Origin of the sequence: Variovorax sp. OV700 (assembly GCF_900099805.1) — a bacterium.
GTDB lineage: Bacteria > Pseudomonadota > Gammaproteobacteria > Burkholderiales > Burkholderiaceae_C > Variovorax.
Genome location: NZ_FNDR01000006.1, coordinates 55715 through 72029, shown reverse-complemented (window position 1 = coordinate 72029; position 16315 = coordinate 55715). Strand labels below are relative to the sequence as shown.

Sequence of the window (16315 nt, the reverse complement as noted above, 5' to 3'; positions counted from 1 at the left end):
GAGGTGTCAGGCGGCCAGCGCCTGCACGCTGCGAATGCCCAGCCAGGTGAAGAAGAGCGAGCCGCCGAGATGCGCGGTGGCAGTGACCGCCGCCACGCCAGGCCGGCCCTGGAGCAACATGGTCACGACCTCGGCCGAGAAACTCGAGAAGGTCGTGAGCCCGCCCAGGAAGCCCGTGACGAGCGCGAGCCGCCAGATCGGATCGAGGTTGGGGAGCAGCTGGAACACGGCAATCGCCACCCCGATCAGGTAGCCCCCGATCAGGTTGGCGGCCAGCGTGCCCCATGGCATGAGTCCGCCGGCGCCGAACCAGAGTGCGAGGCCCCAGCGCGCCAGCGCGCCGACGGAGGCGCCCATACAGATGGCAAGAATCGGAAGCAGCATGGAGGCGATTGTGGGGGACGCGTGAGACCCTCTAGGGCGCCATCTGCTGCGGCAGCCAGGTGACCAACTGCGGCACGAAGTAGATGATGAGCACAGCCGCCACCATCAGGAAGAACATCGGCAACGTGACACGCGCGATGTAGAGCAGGTCCTTCCCCGTCATGCCCTGCAGCACGAAAAGGTTGAAGCCTACGGGCGGCGTGATCTGTGCCATCTCGACCACCAGCACGATGAAGATGCCGAACCAGATCGGGTCGATGCCGGCGGCGATGACCGTCGGCATGATGACCCCCATGGTGAGCACCACCATCGAGATGCCGTCGAGGAAGCAGCCCAGCACGACGTAGAACGCCGCGAGCATGATGATCAACTGGAACTTCGAGAGGCCGAGCGAGCCGATCCATTCGGCCAGATGGCGCGGCAGGCCGATGTAGCCCATGGCGAGCGTGAGAAAGGCCGCGCCCGCGAGGATCAGCGCCATCATGCAATAGAGCCGCGTGGCGCCGAGTAGCGCCTCTTTGAAGCTGTGCCAGCTGAGCGAACCCTGCGCGGCCGAGATGACCATGGCGCCCACGACGCCGACGGCCGCAGCTTCGGTGGCCGTGGCAATGCCGGCGTAGATGGAGCCGAGCACCGAGAGGATCAGCAGCGCCACCGGGATCAGCGATAGCGAGGCCTTCAGTTTCTGGACGAAAGGCAGGCTGGTATCGGCTGGCGGAATGCGGTCGGGATGGCGCAGCGCCCAGAACACGATGTAGCCCGAGAACAGCAGCGCGAGCATGATGCCTGGAATCACGCCCGCGATGAACAGCCGCGCAATGGACACGTCGGCGCTCACGCCGTAGACGATCATGATGATCGACGGTGGGATCAAGAGACCCAGCGTGCCGGCGCCGGCCAGCGTGCCGATCACCATGTCGTCCGGATAGCCGCGGCGCTTGAGTTCGGGCAGGCTCATCTTGCCGATCGTGGCGCAGGTGGCCGCGCTCGAACCCGACACCGCCGCGAACACCGCGCAGCCCACCACGTTGGTGTGCAGCAGCCGGCCGGGCAGACTTTGCATCCAGGGTGCGAGCCCCTTGAACATGTCCTGCGAGAGCCGCGTGCGGAACAGGATCTCGCCCATCCAGATGAACAGCGGCAGGGCGGTGAGCGTCCAGCCCGAGGCCGAGCCCCAGATGGTCACGGCCATGGCATCGCCCGCTGGGCGCGACGAAAAAATCTGCATGGCGATCCATGCTACGCCGGAGAGCGTGAGGCCGATCCATACGCCGCTGCCCAGGATAAGGAATAGCGCGGCGATCAGCAGGCCTGCAACGGCGATGTCATTCATGGCGCAGTGCCTCCGTTTCGACCGGCTTGGCCGGTCTTCCTCGCCACTCGATCACGAACTCGTCGAAGGCTGCGATGGCGAACACCAGCGCACCGATGGCCATTGAGAGCTGCGGCAGCCACAGCGGGGTGGCGTCGTTGCCGGTGGAAATGTCGTGGAAGTCGTAGGACTGGAACACCAGCCGTGCGCTGTACCACGCGAACAGCACCGCGAGCAGGGCGCCCGCGCCCATGGCCCAGCGTTCGAGCCATCGCTGCGCCGCGGGCGGGAGGTTCTGCAGCACCAGGGTCACGCGGATGTGCTCGCCGCGCTTGAGCGTGTGCGCGAGCGCGAGAAAACCGGCGCCGGCCATCAGGTAGCCCGCATAGGCGTCGATGCCCGGAAGGTTGAAATGGAGTTGCCGCCCGACGATGGAGAGCAGCACCATCACCAGCAGGCCGACCAAGAAAAGCGCCGCCAGGGCGGCGGCGCTGTTGTAGAGGAAATCGAGTGTCTTGCGCATCGGTGGGCAGCGCCGCGTCACATCTTCTTGTACGCGTCGACCACGGCCTGGCCCTCGGCGCCGGCCTTTTCGAGCCATTCCTTGAGCATGGTGTCGCCCACCTTCTTCATGTCGGCCTTGAGCTGGTCCGAAGGGACGTGGATGGTCATGCCGTTCTTCTTGAGCAGGTCGAGGTATTCGAGGGTCCTTTTCTTCGACAGGTCCCAGCCGCGCTTCTCGGCTTCGGCGGCGGCCTTGAGCACGGCTTCCTGCGTGGGCTTGTCCAGCGCGTCGAAGGCCTTCTTGTTCATGAGCACCGCATTCTTGGGCAGCCAGGCCTGGGTGTCATAGAAGTTCTTGATGTATTCGTAGGTCTTGGTGTCGTAGCCGGTGGAGCCCGACGACATGTACGACTCGATCACGCCCGTGGCCATGGCCTGCGAGAGTTCTGCCTGCTGCACCGTGACCGGCTGCGCGCCCACGAGTTCGGCGACGCGCGCGGTTGCGGGGCTGTAGGCGCGCCACTTGACGCCCTTCAGGTCGGCTGCCGAAGAGATCGGCTTCTTCACGTAGATGCCCTGGGGCGGCCAAGGCACGGTGTAAAGCAGCGCGATTCCTTGCTCGGCCAGCTTCTTCTCAAGCGCGGGCTTTTGCGCCTGGTAGAGCTTCCATGCGGCGTCGAAGCTGTCGGCGAGGAACGGGATGCCGTCCGCGCCGAACATTTGCCATTCGTTCTGGTAGTTGACCAGCAGGATTTCGCCCAGCTGAGCTTGGCCGCCTTGCACCGCGCGCTTGATTTCAGGCGCCTTGAAGAGTGCCGCATTCGGATGAACGGTGATCTTGAGCTTGCCGCCGGAGGCCTTTTCCACGTCGCTTGCAAACTGCACGACATTTTCCGTGTGGTAGTTGCTGGCGGGGTAGGCCGTGGGCAGATCCCACTTGGTTTGCGCGAAGGCTGCGGCACCGAGGGTGAGGCCGGCCAGGGCAATACCGAACTTGTGATTCATGAGCGCTCCGGAACGAATGAGAGTGAAAACGGAAACGAGCATACGTGCAAATTCCGGGCCACTCCTGAGGCATTTCCCTGCCACGCGGCGTTGCACGGCAGCATGTTCTGGTGCTGCGGCGCACGTAAAAAAACCGCCTCGAGGGCGGTTTTGCTTTGGGCTGCCATCAGTCCGCGCATGCGGGACTGGGCACCTGGCTTGCGGTCTTTGGTTGTGGCCTTTCGGTCAGGGCTTGGCTGGCTTTGCATCGGCAGCAACGGCGGCAGCCTTGACGGGCTTTGCGGCCTTGTCTGCCTTGGCGGCTGCCGGTGCGCTGGCTTGGCCACCGAAGGCCTGGCCGTTGACCGTGAGCCCTTCGGCCGACAGCTTTTCGGCCTTCTTTTCTTTCACGCCCTTGATGCGCTGCATGAAGTCGGGCCAGTCCTTGAACTCGCCTGTCTTTCGCGCGTCGAGAATGCGCTTGGACATGGCCGGGCCGATGCCCTTGACACCATCGAGATCGGCCGCGGTGCCCTTGTTGACGTCGACGGCGGCGAACGAAGCAGCCGCAAACAGCATGGCCAGCGTGGCCAGGATTTTCTTCAGCATGATTTCAAACTCCCTGATTTGTTGATTTCGGACCGCCGGCGCAGCCGCCGGCTCGCGTTCAACGAGTTCAGGGAAAGAGGCGTTGACTGCCTCGCACCGCGCAAGGACTCGGCTCACCATTGTTCCGAAACATGTTCGGAACGTTGCTCAGAGTTCTTCGACGCGGCGTGGCGGGTAGCTGTCCCAGGCTTGGCATCCGGGGCAGTGCCAGAAGTACTGGTGCGCCTCGAAGCCGCAGGCGGCGCAGCGGTAGCGCATCAGCGGCCGCGTCGCCTGGTCGAGTGCGCGCTGCACTTGCGGATGGAACTGCTCGTGTTCGAAGCGCTCGCTGGCCAGCCAGCGCGAAGCGGCCACCAGCGAAGGCTGTTGCGCGAGATGCGCGATGTAGCCGTCGCGCGGTGCGAGCGGCAGGCCTTCCGCGGCTGCCATGGCATGGGCGGGCGAACCGCCGAGCGCCATCAACGCCTCGAGCACGTCGATGGACGGCGATTCGGCATAGCGGCGCTGCAGCAGCTGCAGCGCCTCGCCTTCGCGGTGCGCGGCCACCGCGGCCTGCTGCAGCGCAGCCGCATACAGCGGCAGCGCGAGGGGAGCGGTATTGCTCAACGCGACGAGGGTTTCGAAGGCCGTGGCAGCCTCGCCGTTGCGCAACTGCAGTGTGGCCGAGTCGATGGCAGGGCGCGGCGCCTGCGGCGCGAGTGCCACGGCTTCCGAGAGCAGCCGGTTGGCGGCGGCCAGGTCGCCGGCGGCCACCTGTTCGGCCGCCTGTTCGCACAGATGATGGGCCCGGCGCGTGCTGTAGCTCGCCTGGTCGGACTCATCGAGTTTCTGCGCCACGTCGGCGGCCTGGGTCCATTCGCGCGAACGCTCGTAGATGGCCAGCAGCGAAAGCCGCGCCTCGTTTTCGTAGCGCGTGCCCTCGAGCTTTTGCAGCGCGGCTTCGGCTCGGTCGAGCAGGCCGGCGCGCAGGAAATCCTGCGCTAGCGCATGCTGGGCGCGCTCCCGGTCGCTGCGGCTCAGGTCGCCGCGGCCCAACAGGTGTTCGTGCACGCGCACCGCGCGCTGGTATTCACCGCGCCGGCGAAACAGGTTGCCGAGGGCGAAGTGCAACTCCTGCGTGTCGGGGTCGTTCTGCACGGCCTCGATGAAGGCATCGATGGCCTGGTCCTGCTGCTCGTTGAGCAAAAAGTTGAGGCCGCGGAAATAGGCCTTGGGGGCTTGCCTGTTTTCGAGCTTGAGCTGGCGGATGTCGAAGCGCGAGGCGAGCCAGCCAAGGACAAAGGCGACGGGCAGGCTGATCAGCAGCCAGCTGGGATCAAAGTCCATGTTGGCGTACGGCGGGTAGGTCGGTGGCGGAGATGGACGGTGCCGGTGCAGGCGCCGATGAGGCGGGCGATCCGGTCGCGGCGGGGGGGTGTTGGTGGAGCACGGAAGGCGCCTGGGCCGCTGCGGCGGCGCGGTGCTTCCACCATCCCGGCAGCATGCCGAGCGCACCCACGACCAATCCACCCGCAAAGGCTGCGAGCACCACCAGCACCAGCGGCGCGCGCCAGTAGGTGCCAAAGAAGAAGTAGACAGTCGCGTCGTGCTGGTTGTTCAGCGCGAAAGCAAAAAGCGTAAAAAAAATGGCTGCCTTGAGCAGCCACATGAGGTATTTCATAGCCGTTCCCGTTGCCGGGAGCATTCTACGTTTGCATCATCCACGCGGATATCAGGCTTTGCGGCCCTTGGCTTCCTTGCTTGCGTCCAGCTCGGCGGTCTTGGCGTCGACGGCTTCGCGCAGCGCCTTGCCCGGCTTGAAGTGCGGCACCCGTTTTTCGGGAATCTGAACGCTTTCGCCCGAACGCGGATTGCGGCCGATGCGCGGCGGACGCCGGTTGACCGAGAAGCTGCCGAAACCGCGAATCTCGATGCGGTGCCCGCGTACCAGCGCGTCGCTCATCGCGTCGAGAATGGTCTTGACGGCGTATTCGGCATCGCGGTGCGTCAACTGCGCAAAGCGCGCTGCGAGTTCTTCGACGAGGTCAGAGCGGGTCATAGGCCAAACAAAAACGTGGACGAAAAAAAAGACAGAGCGGCCCCAAGGCCTGCTCTGTCTTCGGACGCAGCTTACTTGCTGTCGTTGTTGTCGAGCTTGGCGCGCAGCAGGGCGCCCAGGCTGGTCGTGCCCGCGTTTTCGCGTGCCGACTGCTGGCTCAGGTTGGCCATGGCGCCTTGTTCGTCGACCATGTCCTTCTGCTTGATCGACAGCTGGATGTTGCGGGTCTTGCGATCCACATTCACGACGATGGCAGTGACTTCGTCGCCTTCCTTCAGCACGTTGCGGGCATCTTCGACGCGGTCGCGCGAGATTTCCGAAGCACGCAGGTAGCCGATGATGTCTTCTCCGAGGTCGATCTCAGCGCCGCGGGCGTCCACGGTCTTGACCTTGCCGGTCACGATCTGGCCCTTGTCGTTCACGGTGGTGAACGTGGTGAACGGATCGCTGTCGAGCTGCTTGATGCCCAGGCTGATGCGCTCGCGGTCGACGTCCACAGCCAGAACGATGGCTTCGACTTCCTGGCCCTTCTTGTAGTTGCGAACGGCGGTTTCGCCGGCTTCGTTCCACGAGAGGTCCGAGAGGTGAACCAGGCCGTCGATGCCGGCAGCCAGACCCACGAATACGCCGAAGTCGGTGATCGACTTGATCGGGCCCTTGACGCGGTCGCCGCGCTTGGTGTTTTGCGCGAACTCTTGCCACGGGTTGGCCTTGCACTGCTTCATGCCCAGGCTGATGCGGCGCTTGTCTTCGTCGATTTCGAGGACCATGACTTCGACTTCGTCGCCCAGCGAGACGATCTTGTTCGGAGCGATGTTCTTGTTGGTCCAGTCCATTTCGGAGACGTGCACCAGGCCTTCGATGCCGGGTTCGAGTTCGACGAACGCGCCGTAGTCGGCAATGTTCGTGACCTTGCCGAACAGGCGGGTCGATTGCGGGTAGCGGCGCGAAACGCCCATCCACGGGTCGTCGCCCATTTGCTTGAGACCCAGCGAGACACGGTTCTTCTCGGTGTCGAACTTGAGGATCTTGGCGGTGATTTCCTGGCCGGCTTGCACCACTTCGCTCGGATGGCGAACGCGGCGCCATGCCATGTCGGTGATGTGCAGCAGACCGTCGATGCCGCCGAGGTCGACGAACGCACCGTATTCGGTGATGTTCTTGACCACGCCACGGACCACGGCGCCTTCCTTCAGGGTCTCCATCAGCTTGGCGCGCTCTTCGCCCATGCTGGCTTCGACCACGGCACGGCGCGACAACACGACGTTGTTGCGCTTGCGGTCGAGCTTGATGACCTTGAATTCCATGGTCTTGTTTTCGTACGGCGTCAGATCCTTGATCGGACGCGTATCGATCAGCGAACCCGGCAGGAACGCGCGGATGCCGTTGACGAGCACGGTGAGGCCGCCCTTGACCTTGCCGCTGGTGGTGCCGGTGACGAAGTCGCCGGATTCCAGTGCCTTCTCGAGCGCGAGCCACGAAGCCAGACGCTTGGCGGTGTCGCGCGAGAGGATGGTGTCGCCGTAGCCGTTTTCAACGCTGCCGATGGCAACGGAAACGAAGTCGCCGGCCTGGACTTCGAGTTCGCCCTTGTCGTTCTTGAACTCCTCGATCGGCACGTACGCTTCGGACTTGAGGCCGGCGTTCACGACGACGTGGTTGTGTTCGACACGCACGACTTCGGCCGTGATGACCTCGCCGGTGCGCATTTCGGAACGCTTCAGGGACTCTTCGAATAGGTCGGCAAAAGATTCAGACATTTATGGTTCCTTCCGTCAGGCAGGGTTGGCAGGCGCTCTTGCGAAATTGCGTGCGGCTGCTGTGGGTCTGGAGACGGCGGTTTTGTGGGCTGGTGCCCGGTTGGTTGAACAACCAGCAGGCCGGTGCGCTGTCGCGCGAGAGGAGCCTGCTGGAGCGGTATGCGCTACCCCGGAATCCGGTTGGCGCGAGCCTTTCGGGCGGACCTGAAAGGCTGTAACTTCAATCCGCTCAAGCGGGCTTGAACGGCTGAATCTCCTGCCACCAGTTCAACACCTGGTCGATCGATTGCTCGATGGACAGCTGGGAGTTGTCGAGGTGGCGGGCATCCTGCGCCGGCTTGAGGGGAGCGACGCTGCGGGACGAGTCCCTGGCGTCGCGTGCTTCCAAGTCGGAGCGAAGACTGTCAAGTGTAGTCGAAATACCCTTTGAAATCAACTGCTTATGCCGGCGTTCCGCCCTCTGGGCGGCGCTGGCCGTCAGGAAGACTTTCAGTGCCGCGTCGGGGAAGATCACGGTGCCCATGTCTCGGCCGTCGGCCACCAGGCCCGGAAGCTGCCGAAAGCGCTGCTGCAGCGCCAAAAGCGCCGCGCGCACCGCGGGCAGCGTGGAGACGCGCGAGGCGTCCATGCCGGCGGCTTCGGTGCGGATGTCGTCGCTCACGTCTTCGCCGGCCAGCAGAACCTTGCCTTCGGTGAAGTGCAGGGGCAGGGACGCTGCCAGGGTGGCAATCTGCGCCTCGTGCTGGGGGTCGGCGCTGAGCCCGGTGCGCCGCATGGCCAGGCCGGTCACGCGGTAGAGCGAGCCCGAATCGAGGTAGTGGTAGCCGAGCAGGCGGGCCACTTCGGCGGCGAGCGTGCCCTTGCCCGAGGCGGTGGGGCCATCGATGCAGATCACCGGGACCTCGTGCGCCTCGGCCACCGAAAACAGGGTTTCGAAGTAGTCCGGAAAGGTCTTGGCGACGCAGTGGGGCTCGAGAATGCGCACCGGCACCCGGGCCGGATTGAATGCCGCGAGCGAGAAACACATCGCCACGCGGTGGTCGTCATACGTGCGGATGCTGGCCGGCCGCCAGTCGGTCGGCGCGAGCGGATGTACCCGGATGAAATCGGGGCCGGATTCGACCGTGGCGCCGAGTTTTTTGAGCTCATTGGCCATGGCGTCGATGCGGTCGGTTTCCTTGACGCGCCAGCTGGCGATGTTGCGCAGTGTGCTCGGACCGTCGGCATACAGCGCCATGACGGCCAGCGTCATCGCGGCATCGGGAATGTGGTTGGCGTCGAGGTCGATGGCCTTGAGCGGCCAGGCGCCGCGGCGCACTTCGAGCCAGTTGGGCCCGCTGTCGACCTCTGCGCCCATCTGCCGCGCCGCGTCGATGAACCGGATGTCGCCCTGGATCGAATCGGCGCCCACGCCTTCGATGCGGATGCCCTTCTGGCTGCCAGCGACCGTGGCAATGGCACCCAGCGCGATGAAATAGCTGGCAGAGGAGGCATCGGCCTCGACGTGGATGTCGCCCGGCGAGCTGTAGCGGCTGCCGGCGGGAATGGTGAAGCGCTCCCAGCCGTCGCGCCGCACCGTGATGCCGAAGCGCGCCAGCAGGTTCAGCGTGATCTCGATGTAGGGCTTGGAGATTAGCTCGCCGACCACCTCGATGACGATGTCTTTGCGGGCTGCCAGAGGTAAGGCCAGCAGCAAGGCCGTCAAGAACTGGCTCGACACGTCGCCGCGCACGCGAATCGGCGTGTCCAGCGCCAGCGCGCTGTGATCAACCGGCCGGATGCGCAGGGGCGGATAGCCGGGGTTGCCCAGATAGTCGATCTGGCAGCCGAGCTGGGTCAGCGCATCGACCAGATCGCCGATTGGCCGTTCGTGCATGCGCGGCACGCCGCTCAGTTCGAACTCGCCGCCCAGCAGCGACAGGGCGGCGGTCAGCGGACGCATCGCGGTGCCGGCATTGCCAAGGAAGAGCGGCAGCAGCGGTCCGCCCGGCTTCAACTGACCGCCCAGGCCGGTGATGCGCAGCGTGTTGCCCGCTGCGTCGATGCCGCAGCCAAGCGCGCGCAGCGCATCGAGCATCACGCGGGTGTCGTCCGAGTCGAGCAGGTCGTGGATGGTGGTGGTGCCGCTCGCCAGCGCCGCCAGCAGCAGCACGCGGTTCGAGATGCTCTTGGAGCCGGGTAGCCGAACGGTGCCCGAAGCCGCTGCGAGCGGGGGAATGTCCAGGAAGGCCGTCGAGAACATGTCAGGCGTCCTGCGAGGCGTCGGTGTTGGAATGCCAGGCGGCGCGGACCTTGCTGGCGGCGGCAATCGCATGCTCCAGCGCCTGCGTGTCGGTGGCCGCCATCAGCGCCTCGAGTTCCAGCAGCGCCTTACGGAAGGCCTGCGATTGCAATAGCACCTGCTCGCGGTTGGCAAGCAGCACGTCCCGCCACATCACCGGATCGCTGGCCGCAATGCGCGAAAAGTCGCGAAAGCCCGGACCGGCAAGGCCCAGGAAGCGGTCGCCCTGCGGCTGCGCGACAAGGGCGTTGATGTAAGCGAACGCCAGGAGGTGCGGCAGGTGGCTCACGGCCGCGAAGGCGCTGTCGTGTTCCTCGTGCGTCATGGTGACGACGTTGGCGCCAATGCCGCTCCAGACTTGCGAGGCACGCTGCACATTGGAGCGCAGCGTGGCCTTGACGGGGGTCAGCACGACCTTGCGGCCGGCGTAGAGCGACGCCTCGGCGTGCTCGATGCCCGACACTTCCTTGCCGGCAATTGGGTGTGCCGGAACGAAGTGAGCGAACTGGTCCTGCAGGCCGTTGCGCGCGGCTTCGATCACGTCGCCCTTGGTCGAACCCACGTCCATCACGAGCGTGTCGTTCGAAATGCCGTGGCGAATGGCCTTGAAGGTGGCTTCCGAGGCCGCCACCGGCACGGCCAGCAGGACCAGGTCGGAGCCCGAGACCGCCAGCAGCGCGGAAGGCGCCACCACGTCGATCACGCCGAGCTGGCGCGCCCGCTCCGTGGTGGAGGGCGACTTGCTGTAGCCGACCACGCGTTTTACGAGTTTTGCGCGCTTGAGCGCAAGCGCAAAGGAGCCGCCCATGAGGCCGCAGCCGATCAATCCCAATTGCTCGAACATGGTGCTTGTCCGGCTCAGGCTTTGACGGGGTAGGCGCCAAGCACCTTGTAGAACGCGCAGAGGCCGCGAAGCTCGGCCAGGGCCGCAGCCACGTTGGGCTGCGAGGGATGGCCGTCCAGGTCGATGTAGAAGTAGTACTCCCACTGGCCGGTGCGCGCGGGCCGCGACTCGAAGCGGGTCATGGATACGTTGTTGACCTTCAGCGGCACCAGCAGGTCGTGCACTGCGCCGGGGCGGTTGGGCACGGAGACGATCAGGCTCGTGCAATCGCGCCCGGATGCCGGCGGCATGGCCAGCGTCTGGGGTAGGCAGATGACCGAGAAGCGGGTGCGGTTGTAGGAGTCGTCCTGGATGGCGTGCGCAACGATGTGCAGGCCGAATCGGGTGGCGGCACGTTCGCCGGCCAGCGCGGCCCAGGCCGGGTTGGTGGCCGCGAGCCGCGCGCCTTCGGCATTGCTCGAGACGGCGCGCCGCTCGGCGTTGGGCAGGTGCTTGGACAGCCAGGTCTGGCACTGGGCCAGCGCCTGCGGATGGGCCAGCACCGCCTCGACGCCGTCGAGCGTATTGCTGCTGCGCAGCAAATGGTGGCGCACCAGCAGGCTGACTTCGCCAACCACGTGGGTGGGCGAATGCAGAAACAGGTCGAGCGAACGCGTCACCACGCCTTCGGTCGAGTTTTCGACGCCCACCACGCCGTATTGGGCGCTGCCGGCCGCGGTGGCGTGAAACACCTCGTCGAAGCTGGCGCAGTAGATCAGGTCGGCGGCGCCGCCAAAGTATTCGATGGCGGCTTGTTCGCAGAAGGTGCCCTCGGGGCCCAGCACTGCCACGCGCTGGGGCGATTCGAGCGCCAGGCAGGCCGACATGATCTCGCGCCAGATGGCCGCCACGTGCAGGTCCTTGAGCGGGCCCGCATTGCTCTTTTGCATCTTCTCGATGACTTGGGCGACGCGGTCGGGGCGGAAATACGGCGTACCTTCGCGCTTCTTGACCTCGCCGACCAGCTCTGCCACGTGGGCCCGCTCATTGAGCAGGCTGAGCAATTGCTGGTCGAGCGAATCGATCTGCACGCGCAGACCGGCAAGGCTCTCGGAGTTGTCGGGGGAGGAGGGCGGAGTTGGAGCGGAGGCGGTCATCGGTGCGAGCAACAGGGCATGCGCCTAGGCATGCGATCGCTCGAATTCTCGCATGTAGCCCACAAGTGCCTGTACGCCTTCCAGCGGCATGGCGTTGTAGATGCTCGCGCGCATGCCTCCGACCGACTTGTGGCCCTTGAGCTGCAGCAGCCCGGCCTCGCGCGCGCTGGCCAGGAAGGCGTCATTCCGGCTCTCGTCAGAGAGGAAGAAGGGTACGTTCATGCGCGAGCGGCAACCCGGGTCGATCTTGTTGACGTAGAACGAAGAGCCATCGATGTAGTCGTACAGCAGCTTCGCCTTGGCGATGTTGCGTTGCTCCATGGCGGCCACGCCAGTGAGCGTGCCTTCGGTCTGCTGTAGCAGCCATTGGAATGTGAGCCCCGCCATGTAGATGCCCCAGGTCGGCGGGGTGTTGTACATGGACTTGTTGTCCGCAACGATCTTGTAGTTGAACGCGCTGGGGCAGATTTCGAGCGCATGACCGAGCAGGTCGTCCCGCACGATCACGAGCGTGAGTCCGGCCGGGCCGAGGTTCTTCTGCGCCCCGCCGAATGCCAGGCCGACGCGGCGCCAGTCGACGCTGCGCGAGGCCACGTGCGACGAAAAGTCAATGACCAGCGGCGCATTGCTGCCAAGGGCTGCGAGGTCGGGCAGCTGATGAAACTCGATGCCGTTGATGGTCTCGTTGGTGCACAGGTGCACGTACGAGGCATCTTGCGCGAGTCGCCAGGTCGATGGGTCGGGCAGCCGCGTGTGATTGTCGCCGGCGTTGCTGGCGGCGATGTTCGCCGTGCAATAGCGCTGGGCTTCCTTTTGCGACTTGATGCTCCAGCTGCCGGTGATGACGAAGTCGGCGGCTTTGCCGCGCGACAGGTTCATCGGCACGATGGCGTTCTCACCGAGCCCGCCACCCTGCATGAAGAGGATGTGGAAATTCTCGGGCACAGCCAGCAGCGTGCGGATGTCGGCTTCGGCCTGGGTGCAGATGGCGCCGAATTCCTTGCCGCGATGGCTCATTTCCATCACGCTCATTCCGCTGCCTTGCCAGTCGAGCATTTCGGAGGCGGCGCGTTGTAGCACCGCCTCCGGCATGGCAGCCGGACCTGCGGAAAAGTTGTACGGGCGTGTGCCGGCGAGCTTGGGCTGCTGCTGTTGTGTCACGTCACTTCTTGGCGGGAGCCTTGGCTGGGGCCTTGGCGGGAGCGGCGCCTTGTTGCGAGCCGCCGGTCGGAGCACCCAGCGCCTTGGCCACGTTTTCGTCGAGTGCGCGCATCTTGGGTTCGATGGTTCCGCGCGTTTCGGTCACGAGCTTTTCGGTCAGGGCGGTCTGCATCTTCGGATTCAGGTCCTGGTACTTCTTGCTGAGCGGCGAGTTGATCCAGGCCAGCAATTGCTTGAGCTCTTCTTCGCTGAAGTTCTGCTCGAGCAGCGGGGTGAGGGCGCCCGGTGCCAGCTGCACGGCCTTGTCGCGCACGATCGGATAGGCCTCGTCGAAGTACTTCTTCAGTTCGGCGTCGGCGGCCTTGGCAGCCGACTCGCGCTTGGCTTCGGGCACTTGCGTTTGCAGGTATTGCGAACCAGCCTGCGCGATGGGCGCGCTCGATTGCTCGACCAGGCCGCGTGCGAGGGATTCGATGCCGGGGCGTTGCACGTCCACGAACTGCTTGATAAGCGCGGCTTTGTCCTGCGCCATGGCGGCCATCGAGCTGCCAGCCAGGGCGACAGTCAGAAGTGCGAGCTTGAATTTTTTCACTGAGGGTTCTCCGTTGAAGATGTGGAAGTATCGTCTGCGCCCGGCTCGGTCTCGCCGTTGGCGTCGTTTTCGACGATTCGCTGTAGCCCGCTGAGTTTGGCGCCTTCGTCGAGCCCGATCAGCGTGACGCCTTGCGTCGCGCGACCCAGTTCGCGAATCTCGGCAACCCGGGTGCGCACTAGCACGCCCTTGTCGGTGATGAGCATGATCTCATCGTCCGCATGCACGAGGGTGGCGGCAACGACTTTGCCGTTGCGCTCGCTCTGTTGAATCGCAATCATGCCTTTGGTTCCCCGGCCATGACGGGTGTACTCGGTAATGCTTGTGCGCTTTCCGTAACCATTTTCGGTGGCGGTGAGCACGCTCTGCTGCTCGTCCTCGGCCACCAGCATGGCAATTACGCCTTGGCCCGGGTCGAGCGACATGCCGCGCACGCCGCGTGCATTGCGGCCCAGCGGACGCACGTCCTCTTCGTCGAAGCGCACCGCCTTGCCGCCGTCGCTGAACAGCATCACGTCGTGCTTGCCATCGGTGAGTGCGGCGCCGATGAGGTAGTCGCCCTCGTCGAGGTTCACCGCGATGATGCCGCCCTTGCGGGGGTTGTTGAACTCGTCGAGGGTGGTCTTCTTGACCGTGCCCATGGAGGTTGCCATGAACACATACTGGTCGGCCGGGAAGGTGCGCTTCTCGCCGGTCAGGGCGAGCGCGACGTTGATCTTCTCGCCTTCCTGCAGCGGGAACATGTTGACGATCGGGCGGCCGCGCGATCCGCGCGATCCCGCCGGCACTTCCCACACCTTGAGCCAGTAGAGCCGGCCCCGGTTGGAGAAGCACAGGATGTAGTCGTGCGTGTTTGCAATGAAGAGCTGGTCGATCCAGTCGTCTTCCTTGGTGACCGTGGCCTGCTTGCCGCGCCCGCCGCGTTTTTGCGCCCGGTATTCGTGGAGCGGCTGGCTCTTGATGTAACCGCTGTGCGAGAGCGTCACCACCATGTCGGTCGGGGTGATCAGGTCTTCGGTCGAGAGATCGAAGGCGCTGTGCTCGACAAGGCTGCGGCGCGCGCCGAGCTTCGATTGGCCGAACTCCTGCTTGATGGTGCCGAGTTCGTCGCCGATGATGACCGAAACACGCTCGGGCTTGGCCAGGATGTCGAGCAGGTCGTCGATCTCTGCCATGACTTCCTTGTACTCGGCAACGATCTTGTCCTGCTCGAGACCGGTCAGGCGCTGCAGGCGCATCTGAAGGATTTCTTGGGCCTGGGTTTCCGACAGGCGATAGAGACCGTCCGAACCCATGCCGAACTCGCGCTCCAGGCCGTCGGGGCGGTAGTCGTCGGCATTGACCACGCCGCCATCGGCGCGTGAACGCGTGAGCATTTCGCGCACCAGCTTGCTGTCCCAGCTGCGGGTCATCAGTTCGGCCTTGGCGACCGGCGGCGTCGGGGCGTTGCGGATGATCGAAATGAAATCGTCGATGTTGGCCAGCGCCACCGCGAGGCCTTCGAGTACGTGGCCGCGTTCGCGGGCCTTGCGCAGGGTGAAGACGGTGCGGCGCGTAACCACTTCGCGGCGGTGCTGCAGGAAGACCTGGATCAGGTCCTTCAGATTGCACAGCTTGGGCTGGCCATCGACCAGCGCCACCATGTTGATGCCGAAGGTGTCTTGCAGCTGCGTCTGCTTATAGAGGTTGTTGAGCACCACCTCGGGCACTTCGCCGCGCTTGAGCTCGATCACCAGGCGCATACCCGACTTGTCGGACTCGTCCTGGATGTGGCTGATGCCTTCGATCTTCTTTTCGTGCACCAGCTCGGCCATGCGCTCCTGCAGCGTCTTCTTGTTGACCTGGTAGGGGAGCTCGTCGACGATGATCGCCTGGCGCTGGCCACGGTCGATGTCCTCGAAGTGGCACTTGGCGCGCATCACGACCTTGCCGCGGCCCGTGCGGTAGCCGTCCCGGACGCCATTGATGCCGTAAATGATGCCGGCGGTGGGGAAGTCGGGCGCCGGCACGATTTCCATCAACTCGTCGATGGAGGCCTCCGGATTGCGCAGCAAGTGCAGGCAGGCGTCCACCACTTCATTGAGATTGTGCGGTGGAATATTGGTGGCCATGCCCACTGCAATACCGCCGGAGCCATTCACCAGCAAATTGGGCAGTTTGCTCGGCAAGACCTTGGGCTCTTTTTCCGAACCGTCGTAATTGTCTTGGAAATCGACAGTTTCCTTGTCGATATCGCCCAGCATTTCGTGCGCAATTTTGGCGAGCCGGATTTCCGTATACCGCATTGCGGCCGCGTTGTCTCCGTCCACCGACCCGAAGTTGCCTTGGCCGTCGACCAGCATATGACGCATGGAAAAGTCCTGCGCCAGCCGCACGATGGTGTCGTAGACCGACTGGTCACCGTGCGGGTGGTACTTGCCGATCACGTCGCCCACGATACGGGCGGACTTCTTGTAGGCCCGGTTCCAGTCGTTGTTGAGTTCGTGCATGGCAAACAGCACGCGCCGGTGCACGGGCTTGAGGCCATCGCGTGCATCGGGAAGCGCCCGGCCAACGATCACGCTCATGGCGTAATCGAGATAGCTGCTGCGCATTTCCTCTTCGAGACTGATGGGCAGGGTTTCTTTGGCGAAGGAGGTCATTGAGCGAGAGGCTGGCGGCAGGAAGGCGAAATTTTACGCTGTGAGGGGTGTCGCACCGCCGCAACACA

General features: G+C 64.5%; 15 protein-coding genes. All 15 read right to left on the bottom strand.

The genetic code is table 11. The features are described from left to right. Positions 1-6: 6 nt before the first annotated feature. Complete coding sequence (gene crcB, locus BLR24_RS15545) at positions 7-384, bottom strand: fluoride efflux transporter CrcB (RefSeq protein WP_093018398.1); 378 nt, start codon at positions 382-384, stop codon at positions 7-9. Between the two features lie 31 nt (positions 385-415). Beyond that, positions 416-1717, bottom strand: a complete 1302-nt coding sequence (locus BLR24_RS15540; RefSeq protein WP_093018396.1) for a TRAP transporter large permease — start codon at positions 1715-1717, stop codon at positions 416-418. Beyond that, a complete protein-coding gene (locus tag BLR24_RS15535) occupies positions 1710-2219 on the bottom strand; it encodes a TRAP transporter small permease (RefSeq protein WP_093018394.1) in 510 nt (169 codons plus the stop codon). The genes BLR24_RS15540 and BLR24_RS15535 overlap by 8 nt, the downstream gene beginning before the upstream one ends. Before the next feature lie 17 nt (positions 2220-2236). Beyond that, a complete protein-coding gene (locus BLR24_RS15530) occupies positions 2237-3205 on the bottom strand; it encodes a TRAP transporter substrate-binding protein (RefSeq protein WP_093018392.1) in 969 nt (322 codons plus the stop codon). A 225-nt stretch (positions 3206-3430) separates the two neighbouring features. After that, positions 3431-3793 carry a ComEA family DNA-binding protein gene (locus BLR24_RS15525; protein ID WP_093018390.1) on the bottom strand — a complete coding sequence of 121 codons (363 nt, stop codon included), beginning with the start codon at positions 3791-3793 and terminating at the stop codon, positions 3431-3433. Positions 3794-3940: 147 nt separating this feature from the next. Next, positions 3941-5119, bottom strand: coding sequence for a lipopolysaccharide assembly protein LapB (gene lapB, locus BLR24_RS15520; protein WP_093018388.1), 1179 nt, complete (start codon positions 5117-5119; stop codon positions 3941-3943). Continuing rightward, positions 5109-5453 (bottom strand): LapA family protein, encoded by a 345-nt coding sequence (locus BLR24_RS15515; RefSeq protein ID WP_093018386.1) that lies wholly within the window; start codon positions 5451-5453, stop codon positions 5109-5111. The genes lapB and BLR24_RS15515 overlap by 11 nt, the downstream gene beginning before the upstream one ends. A gap of 51 nt (positions 5454-5504) precedes the next feature. Next, positions 5505-5831, bottom strand: a complete 327-nt coding sequence (locus tag BLR24_RS15510) for an integration host factor subunit beta (protein ID WP_093018384.1) — start codon at positions 5829-5831, stop codon at positions 5505-5507. A 71-nt stretch (positions 5832-5902) separates the two neighbouring features. Next, positions 5903-7591 carry a 30S ribosomal protein S1 gene (gene rpsA, locus BLR24_RS15505; protein WP_055799200.1) on the bottom strand — a complete coding sequence of 563 codons (1689 nt, stop codon included), beginning with the start codon at positions 7589-7591 and terminating at the stop codon, positions 5903-5905. Between the two features lie 229 nt (positions 7592-7820). Next, complete coding sequence (locus BLR24_RS15500; RefSeq protein WP_093018381.1) at positions 7821-9833, bottom strand: bifunctional 3-phosphoshikimate 1-carboxyvinyltransferase/cytidylate kinase; 2013 nt, start codon at positions 9831-9833, stop codon at positions 7821-7823. Position 9834: 1 nt separating this feature from the next. Beyond that, positions 9835-10716 carry a prephenate dehydrogenase gene (locus tag BLR24_RS15495; protein ID WP_093018379.1) on the bottom strand — a complete coding sequence of 294 codons (882 nt, stop codon included), beginning with the start codon at positions 10714-10716 and terminating at the stop codon, positions 9835-9837. A 14-nt stretch (positions 10717-10730) separates the two neighbouring features. Then, positions 10731-11852, bottom strand: coding sequence for a prephenate dehydratase (pheA, locus tag BLR24_RS15490; protein WP_093018966.1), 1122 nt, complete (start codon positions 11850-11852; stop codon positions 10731-10733). A 24-nt stretch (positions 11853-11876) separates the two neighbouring features. Further along, positions 11877-12944 carry a 3-phosphoserine/phosphohydroxythreonine transaminase gene (serC, locus tag BLR24_RS15485; RefSeq protein ID WP_254787367.1) on the bottom strand — a complete coding sequence of 356 codons (1068 nt, stop codon included), beginning with the start codon at positions 12942-12944 and terminating at the stop codon, positions 11877-11879. A gap of 70 nt (positions 12945-13014) precedes the next feature. Further along, positions 13015-13605 carry a DUF2059 domain-containing protein gene (locus BLR24_RS15480; protein ID WP_093018375.1) on the bottom strand — a complete coding sequence of 197 codons (591 nt, stop codon included), beginning with the start codon at positions 13603-13605 and terminating at the stop codon, positions 13015-13017. Then, entirely contained in the window at positions 13602-16247 is a 2646-nt protein-coding gene (gyrA, locus tag BLR24_RS15475) for a DNA gyrase subunit A (protein ID WP_093018373.1), read from the bottom strand. The genes BLR24_RS15480 and gyrA overlap by 4 nt, the downstream gene beginning before the upstream one ends. Positions 16248-16315: the final 68 nt, after the last annotated feature.

What these genes read in the sequence shown, in the direction of transcription:
- BLR24_RS15535 (WP_093018394.1), bottom strand. Translation starts at nt 2,219, where the DNA reads ATGCGCAAGACACTCGATTTCCTCTACAACAGCGCCGCCGCCCTGGCG.
- BLR24_RS15515 (WP_093018386.1), bottom strand. Translation starts at nt 5,453, where the DNA reads ATGAAATACCTCATGTGGCTGCTCAAGGCAGCCATTTTTTTTACGCTT.
- BLR24_RS15530 (WP_093018392.1), bottom strand. Translation starts at nt 3,205, where the DNA reads ATGAATCACAAGTTCGGTATTGCCCTGGCCGGCCTCACCCTCGGTGCC.
- rpsA (WP_055799200.1), bottom strand. Translation starts at nt 7,591, where the DNA reads ATGTCTGAATCTTTTGCCGACCTATTCGAAGAGTCCCTGAAGCGTTCC.
- serC (WP_254787367.1), bottom strand. Translation starts at nt 12,944, where the DNA reads ATGCCGGAGGCGGTGCTACAACGCGCCGCCTCCGAAATGCTCGACTGG.
- crcB (WP_093018398.1), bottom strand. Translation starts at nt 384, where the DNA reads ATGCTGCTTCCGATTCTTGCCATCTGTATGGGCGCCTCCGTCGGCGCG.
- pheA (WP_093018966.1), bottom strand. Translation starts at nt 11,852, where the DNA reads ATGACCGCCTCCGCTCCAACTCCGCCCTCCTCCCCCGACAACTCCGAG.
- BLR24_RS15495 (WP_093018379.1), bottom strand. Translation starts at nt 10,716, where the DNA reads ATGTTCGAGCAATTGGGATTGATCGGCTGCGGCCTCATGGGCGGCTCC.
- gyrA (WP_093018373.1), bottom strand. Translation starts at nt 16,247, where the DNA reads ATGACCTCCTTCGCCAAAGAAACCCTGCCCATCAGTCTCGAAGAGGAA.
- BLR24_RS15525 (WP_093018390.1), bottom strand. Translation starts at nt 3,793, where the DNA reads ATGCTGAAGAAAATCCTGGCCACGCTGGCCATGCTGTTTGCGGCTGCT.
- lapB (WP_093018388.1), bottom strand. Translation starts at nt 5,119, where the DNA reads ATGGACTTTGATCCCAGCTGGCTGCTGATCAGCCTGCCCGTCGCCTTT.
- BLR24_RS15510 (WP_093018384.1), bottom strand. Translation starts at nt 5,831, where the DNA reads ATGACCCGCTCTGACCTCGTCGAAGAACTCGCAGCGCGCTTTGCGCAG.
- BLR24_RS15540 (WP_093018396.1), bottom strand. Translation starts at nt 1,717, where the DNA reads ATGAATGACATCGCCGTTGCAGGCCTGCTGATCGCCGCGCTATTCCTT.
- BLR24_RS15500 (WP_093018381.1), bottom strand. Translation starts at nt 9,833, where the DNA reads ATGTTCTCGACGGCCTTCCTGGACATTCCCCCGCTCGCAGCGGCTTCG.